At 37.2% G+C, this 13,880-nt stretch carries 12 protein-coding genes and 1 tRNA gene; 10 read left to right on the forward strand and 3 right to left on the reverse strand.

From position 1 onward, the window contains the following. Positions 1-100: 100 nt before the first annotated feature. The 10 genes from AAC601_RS16585 (at position 101) to AAC601_RS16630 (ending at position 12,320) form a co-directional block, all read left to right on the forward strand. Positions 101-1,597, forward strand: coding sequence for a GH3 auxin-responsive promoter family protein (locus AAC601_RS16585; protein WP_303270764.1), 1,497 nt, complete (start codon positions 101-103; stop codon positions 1,595-1,597). A gap of 23 nt (positions 1,598-1,620) precedes the next feature. Next, positions 1,621-2,778: a 1-deoxy-D-xylulose-5-phosphate reductoisomerase gene (locus AAC601_RS16590; protein ID WP_340153880.1), complete on the forward strand. Its 1,158-nt coding sequence runs from the start codon at positions 1,621-1,623 to the stop codon at positions 2,776-2,778. Next, positions 2,778-4,094: an RIP metalloprotease RseP gene (rseP, locus tag AAC601_RS16595; protein ID WP_340153881.1), complete on the forward strand. Its 1,317-nt coding sequence runs from the start codon at positions 2,778-2,780 to the stop codon at positions 4,092-4,094. The genes AAC601_RS16590 and rseP overlap by 1 nt, the downstream gene beginning before the upstream one ends. A gap of 19 nt (positions 4,095-4,113) precedes the next feature. After that, on the forward strand, positions 4,114-4,731 hold the full coding sequence (locus AAC601_RS16600) for a DUF1684 domain-containing protein (protein ID WP_303270767.1): 618 nt from the start codon (positions 4,114-4,116) through the stop codon (positions 4,729-4,731). Positions 4,732-5,136: 405 nt separating this feature from the next. Continuing rightward, positions 5,137-7,554, forward strand: coding sequence for a phenylalanine--tRNA ligase subunit beta (pheT, locus tag AAC601_RS16605; RefSeq protein WP_340153882.1), 2,418 nt, complete (start codon positions 5,137-5,139; stop codon positions 7,552-7,554). A gap of 2 nt (positions 7,555-7,556) precedes the next feature. Then, entirely contained in the window at positions 7,557-7,853 is a 297-nt protein-coding gene (locus tag AAC601_RS16610) for a hypothetical protein (RefSeq protein ID WP_303270769.1), read from the forward strand. Positions 7,854-7,868: 15 nt separating this feature from the next. Further along, complete coding sequence (locus AAC601_RS16615) at positions 7,869-8,153, forward strand: cell division protein ZapA (protein ID WP_303270770.1); 285 nt, start codon at positions 7,869-7,871, stop codon at positions 8,151-8,153. Positions 8,154-8,305: 152 nt separating this feature from the next. Beyond that, positions 8,306-9,868 (forward strand): ribonuclease Y, encoded by a 1,563-nt coding sequence (gene rny, locus AAC601_RS16620; protein WP_340153883.1) that lies wholly within the window; start codon positions 8,306-8,308, stop codon positions 9,866-9,868. Between the two features lie 144 nt (positions 9,869-10,012). Further along, a complete protein-coding gene (locus AAC601_RS16625) occupies positions 10,013-11,272 on the forward strand; it encodes a M24 family metallopeptidase (protein WP_340153884.1) in 1,260 nt (419 codons plus the stop codon). A gap of 349 nt (positions 11,273-11,621) precedes the next feature. Next, positions 11,622-12,320: an energy transducer TonB gene (locus tag AAC601_RS16630; protein ID WP_340153885.1), complete on the forward strand. Its 699-nt coding sequence runs from the start codon at positions 11,622-11,624 to the stop codon at positions 12,318-12,320. Positions 12,321-12,374: 54 nt separating this feature from the next. Here AAC601_RS16630 and AAC601_RS16635 read toward each other — a convergent pair. The 3 genes from AAC601_RS16635 to AAC601_RS16645 form a co-directional block, all read right to left on the reverse strand. Beyond that, a tRNA-Ser gene (locus tag AAC601_RS16635) sits at positions 12,375-12,459 on the reverse strand. An 86-nt stretch (positions 12,460-12,545) separates the two neighbouring features. Further along, a complete protein-coding gene (locus AAC601_RS16640) occupies positions 12,546-13,478 on the reverse strand; it encodes a YihY/virulence factor BrkB family protein (RefSeq protein WP_303270774.1) in 933 nt (310 codons plus the stop codon). Then, complete coding sequence (locus tag AAC601_RS16645) at positions 13,475-13,879, reverse strand: thioesterase family protein (RefSeq protein ID WP_303270775.1); 405 nt, start codon at positions 13,877-13,879, stop codon at positions 13,475-13,477. Before AAC601_RS16645 ends, AAC601_RS16640 begins: the two co-directional genes overlap by 4 nt. Position 13,880 lies beyond the last annotated feature (1 nt).

Genomic DNA, 13,880 nt, shown 5'->3' on the forward strand with positions numbered 1-13,880 from the left:
TTATACTTTAGCATTTTCATAGCTCTGTACGATAACAATAAAACCATAAAAGCCTTTAGAATCAAAAAGGGTTCACAATAATTTTCTTAATTTTGGCTTTATGGGAATACGTGCAGTACTAAGTAAACCTTTGGCGGCTATTATAGTCAACCAACAAAAAAAGTGGGCAGCTCGACCAGCTCTGTCGCAAGTAAAAATTTTTAAGAATATCATCCAAAAAGCTAAAAATACCGCTTTTGGAAAAGACCATGGCTTTAATAATATTCAAACTTATGAAGATTTCAAAAAGCAAGTCCCAATCCGGGATTACGAAGGTCTTAAGCCCTATGTAGATAAAATATTAAAAGGAGAATCAGATATACTTTGGCCCGGAAAACCAGCCTATTTTGCTAAAACTAGTGGAACCACCTCCGGAACTAAATATATTCCCATCACAAAAGATTCAATTCCAAACCATATTAATAGTGCAAAAAATGCTTTATTGAGCTACGTTCATGAAACCGGAAAATCGCAATTCTTGGACGGGAAATTAATATTTTTATCGGGCGCACCCACATTAGAACAAAAAGCGGGAATTAATACTGGGCGCTTATCGGGAATAGTGAATCATCATGTTCCTAATTATCTCAGAACTAATCAACTCCCCTCCTATGATACGAACTGCATAGAGGAATGGGAAGAAAAATTGGAGCGAATTATAGATGAAACTTTAGATCAAGACATGAGTCTGATTTCGGGAATTCCGCCTTGGGTGCAAATGTATTTTGATAGAATTCAAGCAAGGGTTAAGAAGCCAATTAAAGACATCTTCCCAAATTTTGAAATGTTTGTCTACGGAGGCGTTAATTTTGAGCCTTATAAAAATAAATTATACGAAAGCATCGGTAAAAAAGTAGATTCGATAGAAACATATCCGGCTTCAGAAGGATTTATTGCCTATCAAGACACCCAGACAGAAGGAGGACTTTTACTTTTATTAAACAGCGGGATATTTTTTGAGTTTATTCCGGTAGAGGAATATTTTGACGAAAACCCAACTCGCTTAATGATTGATCAAGTAGAATTAGATAAAAATTATGCTTTAATCATTAATAGCAATGCTGGTCTTTGGGGATACTCAATAGGTGACACTGTTAAATTTGTTTCCACAGATCCGTATAGAGTAGTGGTTTCCGGAAGAATTAAGCATTTCATTTCGGCTTTTGGTGAACATGTGATCGGAGAGGAAGTTGAAAATGCTATGAGGGCAACATTAGAAAAATTTGAAAATGTGAAAATAACGGAATTCACGGTGGCACCTCAGGTAACTCCAAAATCGGGATTACCTCATCACGAATGGTTTGTAGAATTCGATAATCCTCCAATAGATTTGGAAGCATTTTCTCAAGAGTTAGATATCAATCTAAGAAAAAGAAACAGTTATTATGACGACCTCATTACTGGAAATATACTTACACCCTTGAAAATAAGAACATTAAAAAAAGCCTCATTTATTAATTATATGAGATCTGAAGGAAAGCTGGGCGGACAAAATAAAGTACCTCGCTTGTCAAACGACAGGAAATTAGCGGAGGCTTTGGAAAATTATACACATTAAAATTTAATAATATTAATTGACATATGTCTAATAAAAAATCGATAGCCATCTTAGGCTCCACAGGTTCAATTGGAACTCAAGCTTTGGAGGTTATCAAATCACATCCCGATCATTTTCAAGTTGAAGTCTTAACTGCACAAACCAACGTAGAATTACTAATACAACAATCTATTCAATTCAGGCCTAATGCAGTAGTCATAGGCAACGAGGCTTTTTATGATCAAATTTTCAATGTATTAGATCCCTTAGGAATAAAAGTTTACTCTGGAGAGAAATCATTAGCCAGTGTGGTTCAAATGGACACTATTGATGTTGTTTTAACCGCACTTGTTGGCTATGCAGGCTTAGTACCCACAATAAAAGCCATAGAAGCAGGCAAACACATTGCATTAGCAAATAAAGAAACCTTGGTAGTTGCAGGAGAATTAGTCACTTCCTTAGCTCAAGAAAAGGGAGTGAATATTTACCCTGTGGATTCTGAGCATTCCGCAATTTTCCAATGCCTAGTTGGAGAATTCCATAATCCTATAGAAAAAATAATTTTAACTGCATCCGGTGGTCCTTTCAGAGGGCGAAGCAGAAAATTTTTGGAATCTGTAAAGAAGGAACAAGCGCTAAAACATCCGAACTGGGATATGGGTGCTAAGATCACAATAGATTCTGCCAGTTTGATGAACAAAGGACTCGAAGTAATTGAGGCAAAATGGTTATTTAATCTAAGGGAAGACCAAGTAGATGTGGTAGTGCATCCACAATCCATCATACATAGCATGGTCCAGTTTGAAGATAGCTCCATTAAAGCGCAAATGGGCTTACCCGACATGCGGGTACCGATTATGTTCGCATTAAGCTATCCCGACCGTTTAAAGGCTGATTTTCCTAGATTCAATTTTATGGACTATCCACAACTTACATTTGAGCAACCCGATAGTGACACATTCCGTAACTTAGCTTTGGCTTTCCATGCGCTTGGGCGTGAAGGAAATGCAGCCTGTATTTTGAATGCAGCGAACGAAGTAGTAGTTTCGGCCTTTCTTGAAGATAAAATTTCCTTTTTAGGGATGTCAGAAGTGATAGAAAATTGCCTTGCAAAAGTAGATTTTGTCAAAACACCAAGTTTGGAAGATTATATTTCAACAGATAAAGAAACTAGAATTAAAGCTTTAGAGTTTATAAATTAATGGAAACAGTTATTATGATCGCCCAACTTATCTTGGGCTTATCTATTTTAGTAGGATTGCACGAGTTTGGCCACCTTTTGGCTGCCAAAGCTTTTGGTATGAGAGTGGAACAATTTTCAATCGGGTTCCCTCCAAAAATTTTCAGTTTTAAGTACGGAGAAACCGAATACGCACTTAGCGCAATTCCTTTAGGCGGTTTTGTGAAAATTTCAGGCATGATTGATGAATCCTTGGACACTAAGAATATGGACAAAGAGCCTGAGCCTTATGAATTTCGAGCTAAACCTGCGTGGCAACGATTGATAGTAATGATGGGAGGTATAATCGTCAACGTAATTACGGGTATAATCATATTTATATTTTTACAGTATGGATATGGCGAAACTTACGAATCAAAAGACAACATTACTGAAAACGGTATTTATGCTTATGAGCCAGCAAAAGAAATTGGTTTACAAACTGGTGATATCATTATCAATGTAAATGGAAAAGAGTATGAAAAAGTAAGTGATCTCACTAGTTCTGACGTTTTATTAGAAACAGATAGTTACTATACAGTCTTAAGGGATGGAAAAGAAATTGTTGTTCCGATTCCCAACGACATGATTGAAAGAATTTCTGAAGACAATCAGCGTGTTGCCTTCATTTCTCCACTTTATGAGTTTGAGGTTGATAATATTCAACCTCAAAGCAATGCAGACATGGCTGGACTTATTCCTGGTGACAAAATAATTGCCGTTAATGGAGAGGAAGTAAAATATTTCCAATTCCTTAGAGAGAAACTAGAAAGTAATAAAGGCGAAGAAATCCGCTTGACAATTAAAAGAAATGAAAAAATAGAGAATCTTCAAGCTAAAGTGGGCGATGATGGACTCTTAGGTTTTAGACCCAAAATGGATGTTGAATTGGAGCATGAAGAATTTACTTTTGCAGAATCAATTCCAACTGGAACCGCCAAAGCGTTCAATGTTATTTGGTTGAATATAAAAGGATTTGGCAAAATATTCAGGGGTGAGGTTTCTGCTTCGGAATCTTTATCTGGGCCAATTGGTATTGCACAAATTTTCGGTGGCGAATGGGTTTGGCAAAAATTCTGGGGAATTACTGGCCTTCTTTCCATGGTATTGGCATTTATGAACTTCCTGCCAATTCCTGCATTGGATGGTGGACATGTAGTTTTCTTAAGCTATGAAATTGTCTCAGGAAGAAAACCTTCCGATAAATTCCTTGAGAATGCTCAAAAGGTAGGTATGGTTTTATTACTTAGCTTGATGGCTTTTGCCATTTTTAATGACATTTGGAAAGTAATTTTCTAAATCAGTTTGATTAATTTGTATGAAGCCTACAAAAGTTTTAACGTATATAGTAATAGCAGCAGTCATTTTGATTGCTGTTTTTAGTTTGTTTGATGCAGGAGACAGTCCGAAAGTAGAAAGCAACTACATTGAAGAAATGAAAGCTTTCCGCCACCAAAAGGATAGCTTTATGCGAAATGATGAAAAATCCCCTTTTATTGAACAAAATAAGGAGTTCAAAGGCTTAAAGCATTTTGATGTAGACGAAAGATTTAAAGTAAAGGCATCGGTTGAGGCTCTTGAAAACGGTAAAGTCTATGACTTAAGGACTAGTGATGACAAAGTGAAAACCTATCAAGCAGTTGCAATTTTACATTTTGATATTGTTGGTTCACATCAAGATTTAACTCTACTACAATCTGCTTTAGATGGTCATTTTTTCCTTCCTTTTTACGATGAAACTTCCGCTATCACTACCTATGGAGCTGGCAGGTATTTAGAGCTTGACTTTCAGAAAGGTCAACAACAAGTGATTTTGGATTTCAATAAAGCTTATAATCCCTATTGCGCTTATACTGAAGGTTACAGCTGCCCTGTGCCACCACCGGAAAATAATATATCTATTCCTATTAATGCCGGGGAGAAGAATTATGAGTAGGAGTAAATAGTCAGTCTTTTCTATTTTGCTTTCTAATGCAACAGTATTTCCTGTTTCCAACCGACACCCTTAAAGTCCCCTCAAGGGGACAATCTCACGGATTTCATTTAGCGGTACAGCATAGTGATCATCACTATTTTCATTAGAGTTTAACCCTCAAATACAAAAAGTACACTAATCAGAATCAAATTAAAAAACAAAAGTGCATCTGAGCGCACTCCCCCCTTGAGGGGGGGAGCAGGGGGGTGTCCCATAGATTGAGACAACAAATAAAACAGGAAAAATTACGAATAAGCGTAATTATTCATTCTCCTTATCAATCATTTCTTTAATTTTGTTTTTGAAAAATAAAATGGGCTTTTTAAGAACCCGTGTTTGTTAAAACAGAAGTATAAAAATACAGCAATGAAGATAGCTTTAAACTGGTTAAAGAACTATATAAATATTACCCAATCTCCTGTAGAACTTTCAGAAACCCTGACCAACACTGGTCTAGAGGTTGAAGGAATGGAAGAGATTGAAACCATACCTGGTGGATTAAAGGGATTGGTAATTGGAGAAGTAAAGACGTGCAGCAAACATCCAAATGCGGATAAACTGAGCATTACGACAGTTGATATTGGCGAAGAAGAACCAGTACAAATCGTTTGCGGTGCTCCGAATGTAGCAGCAGGTCAAAAAGTAGTGGTCGCCACAGTCAATTCTACCCTATATCCCAATCCTGATGAGCCTTTCAAAATCAAGAAATCCAAAATCCGTGGAGAGGTCAGCATGGGGATGATATGCGCTGAAGATGAAATTGGTATGGGTGCAAGCCATAATGGCATAATGGTATTGAATACTGATAAAGCAAATGGCACTCCGGCAGCAGAATATTTTAATATAGAATCTGATATCGTCTATGAAATTGGCTTAACACCTAACCGTGCTGATGCGATGGGTCACATCGGAGCTGCAAGAGACATCAAAGCCGTAACTGGAGAAGAAGTCCATTTCCCTTCAGTTCTGGATTTCAAAGTGGACAATCAAGACCTTACGATAGAAATAAAAGTAGAAAACCAAGAAGCTTGTCCAAGATATTCTGGTTTAAGCATATCTAATGTTAAAGTTGCTCCAAGTCCGGACTGGTTGCAAAATGCTTTAAAAAGTATTGGCTTACAGCCTATCAATAATGTAGTGGATGTTACTAATTTTGTGATGCACGAATTAGGCCAACCCTTGCATGCTTTCAATGCTGATAAGATTTCAGGCCACACAATCAAGGTCAAAAATTTAAAGGAGGGCAGTAAATTTATCACTTTGGATGAAAAAGAAAGAAAATTATCCGCTAAAGATTTAATGATTTGTGACGGAGATTCCAATCCACTATGTATAGCAGGAGTTTTTGGCGGGATAGATTCCGGAGTTCAAGATCACACCACAAATGTATTTTTGGAATCAGCATATTTCTCAGCCGATAGCGTACGAAAAACATCACAACATCACCAATTAAAAACCGATGCTTCCTTTCGATACGAAAGAGGGACAGACCCTAATATAACCGTTTATGCCCTTAAGAGAGCCGCTCTTTTAATTCAGGAAGTGGCAGGAGGCCAGATCAGCAGTCAGGTTCAGGATGAGTATCCTGTAGCTATTCCAGACAGAGAGGTTTTAATGAAATATAAAAACATCGACCGATTGATAGGAAAAAAACTGGAGCAGAATGAAATCCATACTATTCTCAATCGATTGGATATTGAAACCACTGATAAAACAGAAAATGGATTTAAAGCCATAGTACCACCTTACCGAGTAGATGTTACCCGCGAAGCGGATGTGATTGAAGAAATCATACGAATCTACGGTTTTAACAATATTGATTTGCCCGAAACGCTTTCCAGCAGTTACATGGCTAGTTTCCCGGAAGTCGATCCAGTTAAAATGAGAAAAGAAGCTGGCTTGCTCCTGACGGCCAATGCATTTCAGGAAATAATGACCAACTCTTTAACAAAACCGGTATTTAGCCAACAGTTGGACGGATTCAATCCAGAAGAAAATGTTGAAATGCTTAACAAACTCAGCGAAGATCTGGGCGTAATGAGACAAGACTTGCTGTTTACCGCCATGGATGTTTTAGCTTATAACATCAATCGCAGACAAAATGACTTAAAATTCTATGAATTTGGAAAAGTTTATAAAAAAATTAATTCCAAATATAAAGAAGAAATGCGCCTTGGGATTTATCTGACGGGGAAAAACGAATCTGAAAATTGGATTCGAAAAAATGAATCTGTAAAATTTCATGATCTCTATTCGGCAGTTCTAAAAATTTTCAATAAATTTAATGCGGAAAGTATTGAAAATGAAGAATTTCATAACGATTGCTTCGACTATGGCTTGAAGTTAAAAATCAAGCAAAAATCAGTTGCTGAGCTGGGTAAATTAAGTAAAAAAGCACTGAAATTGAGCGGATTAAAGCAAGATGTTTTCTATGCTAATATCAATTGGGAAGTGTTACTAAAAATGGTTAATACAAATATCCAATTTGAGGCAGTGAGTAAATACCCTGAAGTAAAAAGGGATTTATCGCTCGTGATAGATGAACAAGTTTCGTATGATGAAATTAAGAAGATCAGCTTGAAACAAGCGCAGTACTTAATCAGTAACATTGATGTATTTGATGTTTATCAAGGAGATAAAATCGAAGAAGGAAAAAAAGCTTATGCTTTATCCTTCACCTTGCAAGACAAAACAAAAACATTGACAGATAAAATTATAGATAAAACAATGGAAAAACTGATGAAAGCTTTTGAAAACGAAATCGGAGCAGTAATCAGAAAATAAAAATGAATCAGGCAGCTACACATAATGAATTAAATGCCCTAGAGCGAAAGGTTCAATTGCTTTTGAATGATTTTCAAAATGCTAAAAATGAATTGAGGAGCTTGAAAGCTGAAAATGAAGAATTGAAAGCTGTTTTAAAACTAAAAGACGAGAAAATTAACGACTTTCAAAATCAAGATAAAATTAGTAAAATTGTAGGAAGTATTGGGAAGAATGAAGTGGAGGCTTCTGAAATGAAGGGAAAAATTGACGATTACATTAAAGAGATTGATAAATGCATCTTGCATTTAACAAGATAATAGATAAACCGGTTTATGAGAGAACTTTCAATCAAGATCAAAATTGCTGACAGGGAATATCCCATGACAGTGAGAGCGGAAGAAGAGGAAAGAGTAAGAAGAGCCGGTAAATTAATCAATGAACGATTGAAATCTTATAGAGAAAAATTCGGGATTGATGATAAGCAGGACTTGCTTTCAATGGTAGCTTTTGATGCTATTGTTGACAGATTTGGCATTGAAGACGACTTACAAAGCAATGACGAATCGGTTATAAATAAAATAAAATCTATTGAACACTTAATTAATCAATCAATCTAGTCCCTTCCATCCAGAGAAACAGAGCCAATTTGGCAATTACATGAAGAAGTTAAATCCAATCAAGATTGGGTTGATAATCGATTTCAAACTTCGTTGTAATTCATTTTTAGTTCTGTAGTCACATCATCACTTCCCACTAAATAATAAGTAAAATGGGAACTATATACATAATCATTTCAGGGGTAGTAGGACTGCTTTTGGGGTTTTTGCTTAGCAAAATTGCTCAAAAAAGCCTCCTTAGTAAGCTCGAAAAAGAAGCGCAGGATAAAGCCGCTTTAATTGTTCGTGAGGCTGAAGTAAATGCCGAGAACACTAAAAAAGATAAAATGCTTGAAGCAAAAGAGCATTTTTTGAAGAAGAAATCTGATTTCGAAGATGAGGTAGGGCAACGGAAAAGCCAAATGGCTGCGAATGAAAATAAGCTCAAACAAAGAGAGCAAAATCTATCGAAGGACATCGAGCACTTTAAAAGAAAAGAACACGAAACCCAAAAACTTCAAGAAAATCTAAATGCACAGCTTGAAGTAATCGGCAAGCGAAAAGAAGAACTTGAAAAGGTACGTGAGCAGCAAGTCAATATTTTAGAAAAAGCGGCTAACCTCACCGCGGATGAGGCTCGTGAGCAACTGATTGAAACCCTTAAAGATGAAGCAGAAACCAAAGCATCTTCACTGATTAAAGATATCATGGAGGAAGCTAAACTTTCCGCTACCAAAGAAGCAAAGAAAATAGTAATCTCCACTATACAAAGAACTGCCACCGAACATGCTGTTGAAAACTGCGTCTCTATTTTCAATATAGAAAGTGACGATATCAAGGGTAAAATCATTGGTAGAGAAGGACGAAATATTCGTGCATTAGAAGCTGCTACGGGGGTGGAAATCATAGTAGATGATACACCTGAAGCAATCATCATATCAGGTTTTGATCCTGTAAGAAGAGAGATCGCAAGACTATCGCTCCATAGACTTGTTCAAGACGGAAGGATTCATCCTGCCAGAATCGAAGAGATTGTTAATAAGACTAGCAAGAACATAGATGAGGAAATCGTGGAAATTGGTGAAAGAACCGTGATCGATTTAGGGATACATGGTTTACATCCTGAATTAATCAAGATGGTAGGTCGATTGAGATTCCGATCATCATACGGACAAAACTTGTTACAACATTCACGAGAAGTGGCTAATATGTGTGCGACCATGGCTTCTGAATTAGGTTTAAATCCTAAGTTGGCCAAAAGAGCTGGTTTATTGCATGATATTGGAAAAGTTTGGCCAGAAGAACCAGAGCAACCGCACGCTATTCTAGGAATGGAGTTTGCCAAAAGATTTAAAGAGCACCCAGATGTTTTAAATGCGATTGGAGCCCATCATGATGAAATTGAGATGACTTCTTTAATATCCCCTATTGTTCAAGCTTGTGATGCCATTTCAGGCGCAAGACCGGGTGCTAGGAGAGAAATCATGGATAGTTACATCAAAAGATTAAAAGAGCTTGAAGAGCTTGCATTGACTTTTGATGGCGTCAACAAATGCTATGCAATCCAAGCAGGTCGTGAATTGCGAGTGATGGTAGATGCTGAAAATGTAACCGATCAAAAAGCGGGGCAGTTGTCATTTGACATCTCTCAAAAAATAGAAAAAGACATGCAATATCCAGGACAGATAAAAGTAACGGTCATCCGTGAAATGAGGTCCGTATCTTACGCCAAGTAATTCTGTATTGAAGATATTAAACCTGTCAGGTTTTTAAAATACTGACTTTACAATTGACAAGCCCTTTTCAGAAATGATGAGGGCTTTTTAATGCAAATGAAATAAAAGTGTAAATTGCTTATAAAAAATATAAAGTGATTGCTGATGAAAAACACTCTACTACTATTCCTACTCATACTTACAACAGTTTTTTCTTGCAAACAAAAACCGACAGAAGACAAGCAAACAGAAGCCTTTGAAAACCATTTTACTAGCAAAAATCCCTGGCCCGAAATCCGGAAGAAGCGAATCCAAGAATTATTGCCTTCTGCTATGGAAAGAGCAGAAGTTGAAGCTTGGATAGTCATTTGCAGAGAAAACAATAATGACCCAATGGCCATTCATATTGGAGGTGAGAATGCGGGTGGCACTTCTTTCTACCTCTTCTATAAAAAAGGGGACGAGCTTAATTCTGCTGTATTCTCCTCATTCGGAGAGGTAACTGCATTAACTGAATTAGGACTTCATGACAGCATCATAAGCGTTTCAAGAGGGCAAGATGTATTCAAATTAGCAACGGATTTTGTAAAAGAAATCAGTCCCAATAAAATCGCTATCAATACGAGTAGCAGTAATTCTACAGCAGATGGTCTAAGCCACAGCCAATATCAAAAATTGACAAATAGCTTTGGGCAAGAATGGGAAGAAAAACTAATTTCTTCTGAAGCATTGGTTTATGAATGGCTTTCTATTAAACTACCCGAGGAAGTTGAAATACTGCGAAAAGCAGCGGAAATAACCGCTCAGTGGGAGCTTGAAGCTTACAAGACCATTGTGCCAGGAAAAACAACAGACGCAGAAGTAGCGGATTTCTTAAATGAAAAAATAAAGACATACGGTTTTGAAGACGGCTGGAACCCTGAACAAAATCCTAATGTGAACTCTGGTCCAGATCGCGGCCATTCTCATGCAACTGACAAAGTCATCATGCCTGGAGATGTCATTCAAACAGACTTCGGCATCAAAGTTTATGGGATTTGGGTGACTGATATCCAAAGATTTGCATATGTGCTGAAAGAGGATGAAGAAAAAGCTCCAGAAAACATTCAACAATACTGGGACGTGGCCAAAAGAGGCCACCGAATCGTATTTGAAAATATGAAACCAGGCATCTCTGGCTATGAATTGGACCAATTACAGCGGCAATGGATGAAGGAAAACGGTTCTCTGTCTGTCCCGTGGAGTACTGGCCACCCAGTTGGATATGTCGCTCATGATGTTGGCCCGTCCATAGGTGGAGGCCAAGAAGGCATCATTCCGTCAGAAACAGCACTAAAACCGCTTAAATGGTATTCGCTTATGATGGCTTCTACGCTTGGGAAATTGAAAGCGGTGAAAAAACGATTTCCGTTGAAGAAATGGTAGTGATTACAGAAAATGGCGCTGAATATCTGACAAATCCGCAAGAGGACCTGATTCTGATTGGGCAAGAATAAGCAAATTATACTAAAACGCAATCTAAAATTCGTGATGAGAATTATCTCATATAGCTTTTTGATTCCTTGATCTTGGAAAATGATTACAATTTTTTACTATTCAATCAGCCCAGATTATAAACAGAATTTATGACTTAGATCAGTGAAATAGATGATTTACTTCCGTAATCATCTAAATATCAGTTATTTAATTGACCAGCAGTCCTAATATTCGTATTTTAAGTATGGAAAGTAAAGCCTCAAGTGTTGGGGCTTATTAATCTTTAAATATAGGACTCATGGAACTCAAGAAAAACCCGGCAGTTGACATATATCGCTTTAGAAATGTCTTTCTTAATCTCGGATTAATGGTTTCCATTTCTCTTGTCTTTGCTGTATTTCAGTACAAATCATTTGATAGCATTGGTGCGGTGGATCTAGGCGAAGTCAAGCAAAAAACAAATGAAATAATGGAGATCCCTCCGACCACTCAACCACCTCCTCCGCCTCCAAAAATACAGCTGCCAGAAATTATTGAAGTGGCTAACGAAGAACTAGTCATAGAGGATTTGGAGCTAAATATAGATATTGAAATGAACCAAGACACCAAAATTGTTCAGCTTAATTTCGAGGATGACTTAGATGCTGATCAACCTGAGGAAGAGGCGGATAAGATATTCATGATAGTAGAGCAGGCTGCAGAGCCTGTTGGAGGAGTTAAGGCCTTTTATGCTTACGTAGCCAGTCAGCTTGCAGACAACTATCCTGCTACCGCAGCCAGAATGAATATTGACGGAGTAGTTTATATACAATTTGTAGTCGAAAAAGATGGCGATATCACCCAAGTGGAAGCTGTAAAAGGTATTGGAGGCGGATGCGATGAATTGGCAGTAATGGTAGTAGAAAATTCCCCAGACTGGGTGCCTGCAAAACAAAGGGGAAGAGCCGTTAGGTCTAGGAAAGTAATTCCTATTCGATTTATTCTAAAAAGAAAATAGTTTTTTGAGCTTAAAAAAACCCTGATAGTTTCCACTATCAGGGTTCGGTAATTGCAGAGGCGGAGGGATTCGAACCCCCGGTACCTCGCGGTACATTGGTTTTCAAGACCAACGCGATCGACCACTCTGCCACGCCTCTAGATTGTCAGAATGATTTGATTTGCTCAAATCGGACTGCAAATGTATGCTAATTTATTTTTTGTGCAAACTGAATCTTAAAAAAAATTACAGCCGATGGAATTTATTTTCCTTTGCCTTCTCCAAACTCACATTCAACTCCAAACCTATGATTAAAAACAAGGACAAAAATGAGAACCAAATCATAATGGCTATCAAGGCACCGATAGAACCATAGAGCTTATTATAAGTTCCGAAATTGTTGACATAAAAAGAAAAACCAAAAGAAGCTGCCAGACTTAAAAAGGTGGCTAATATAGAACCCGGATTGAAAAAATGCCATCTTTTATGAATGGCAGGTGCCCAGTAATAAATCACAGAAATCGCAATTTGAAACAAAAAGAATATCACTAAAAACCTGAGTCCGATGAAAATATAGACTTCGAAACTATCACTTATAATACCGAAATCTTCAAGAATGTAAATGGCTTGTTGCGCTACAATCAGTAGCACTATGGAAGCAACTAAAACAAAGGCTAATAAAAAAGTAAGGCCTATAGCAATCGCTTTAGCTTTAATAAAACCTCGACTGTCCTTTGTCCTGTAGGTCTGATTAAAAGCTGTCATTAATGCACTAGTACCATTGGTTGCAAAGTATAGGGCAAATATGAAACCGACAGATAGCAAGTCACCTCTGGACTTCGACAAAATATCATCAATCGTGGATTGTGCCACTTCGAAAACCGATTGAGGCATGGTCTCTTCTAGCAAGCCCATCACTTCCTGGTTTAAGTTTTCGATTGGCAAATAAGGAATGAGCGTGAACAAGAATATAATAGCCGGAAAAATTGCCAAGGTAAATTGAAAGGCTACATTATTGGCTCTTTCTATCAAATTATGATCACTTAATTCATCAATAAAAATCTTAATTAAATTGAAATAAGAAACTCCACTCCTTTTCAATCGCTTTCTTTTTAAGAAGTGAATGATACTTCTCAAAAAGCCAATGGACATTATGATTCTTAGGTACTTAAACTTCATTCGAAAAAAGGATGTATAATTTTAGTTAAAATTTCAGGCATTTGACAAGGTTTGCCCGTTTTTCTATCCACAAAAACCAAAACTGTGAAGCCCTTATGGATCAACTTCTCCTCTTTAAAAACTTCATATTCATATCGAATCCTTGCGTCAGGTAATTTTGGAATAGATAATTTAATAGTCAATTCATCATCATAGCGAGCTGGTCGCAAATATTTTGAATAGTTTTCCAAAACGGGCATAATAACCCCTTCTTCCTCAATTTCCCGATATGACAACCCTAAATTTCTTATCGATTCTGCTCTTGCTACTTCGAAATATGTAGCATAATTTCCATAATACACATAGCCCATTTGGTCGGTCTCAGCGTAACGAACTCGTATTTTATGTTCAAATTGATACATA

Source organism: uncultured Marivirga sp., assembly GCF_963974845.1.
GTDB classification, from domain to species: Bacteria; Bacteroidota; Bacteroidia; order Cytophagales; family Cyclobacteriaceae; genus Marivirga; species Marivirga harenae.

Bases quoted from the DNA above. Each gene is read 5' to 3' on its own strand.
- pheT (WP_340153882.1), top strand. From the start codon at position 5,137: ATGAAGATAGCTTTAAACTGGTTAAAGAACTATATAAATATTACCCAA.
- AAC601_RS16640 (WP_303270774.1), bottom strand. From the start codon at position 13,478: ATGAAGTTTAAGTACCTAAGAATCATAATGTCCATTGGCTTTTTGAGA.
- AAC601_RS16585 (WP_303270764.1), top strand. From the start codon at position 101: ATGGGAATACGTGCAGTACTAAGTAAACCTTTGGCGGCTATTATAGTC.
- AAC601_RS16610 (WP_303270769.1), top strand. From the start codon at position 7,557: ATGAATCAGGCAGCTACACATAATGAATTAAATGCCCTAGAGCGAAAG.
- AAC601_RS16630 (WP_340153885.1), top strand. From the start codon at position 11,622: ATGGAACTCAAGAAAAACCCGGCAGTTGACATATATCGCTTTAGAAAT.
- AAC601_RS16600 (WP_303270767.1), top strand. From the start codon at position 4,114: ATGAAGCCTACAAAAGTTTTAACGTATATAGTAATAGCAGCAGTCATT.
- rseP (WP_340153881.1), top strand. From the start codon at position 2,778: ATGGAAACAGTTATTATGATCGCCCAACTTATCTTGGGCTTATCTATT.
- AAC601_RS16590 (WP_340153880.1), top strand. From the start codon at position 1,621: ATGTCTAATAAAAAATCGATAGCCATCTTAGGCTCCACAGGTTCAATT.
- rny (WP_340153883.1), top strand. From the start codon at position 8,306: ATGGGAACTATATACATAATCATTTCAGGGGTAGTAGGACTGCTTTTG.
- AAC601_RS16625 (WP_340153884.1), top strand. From the start codon at position 10,013: ATGAAAAACACTCTACTACTATTCCTACTCATACTTACAACAGTTTTT.
- AAC601_RS16645 (WP_303270775.1), bottom strand. From the start codon at position 13,879: ATGTATCAATTTGAACATAAAATACGAGTTCGTTACGCTGAGACCGAC.
- AAC601_RS16615 (WP_303270770.1), top strand. From the start codon at position 7,869: ATGAGAGAACTTTCAATCAAGATCAAAATTGCTGACAGGGAATATCCC.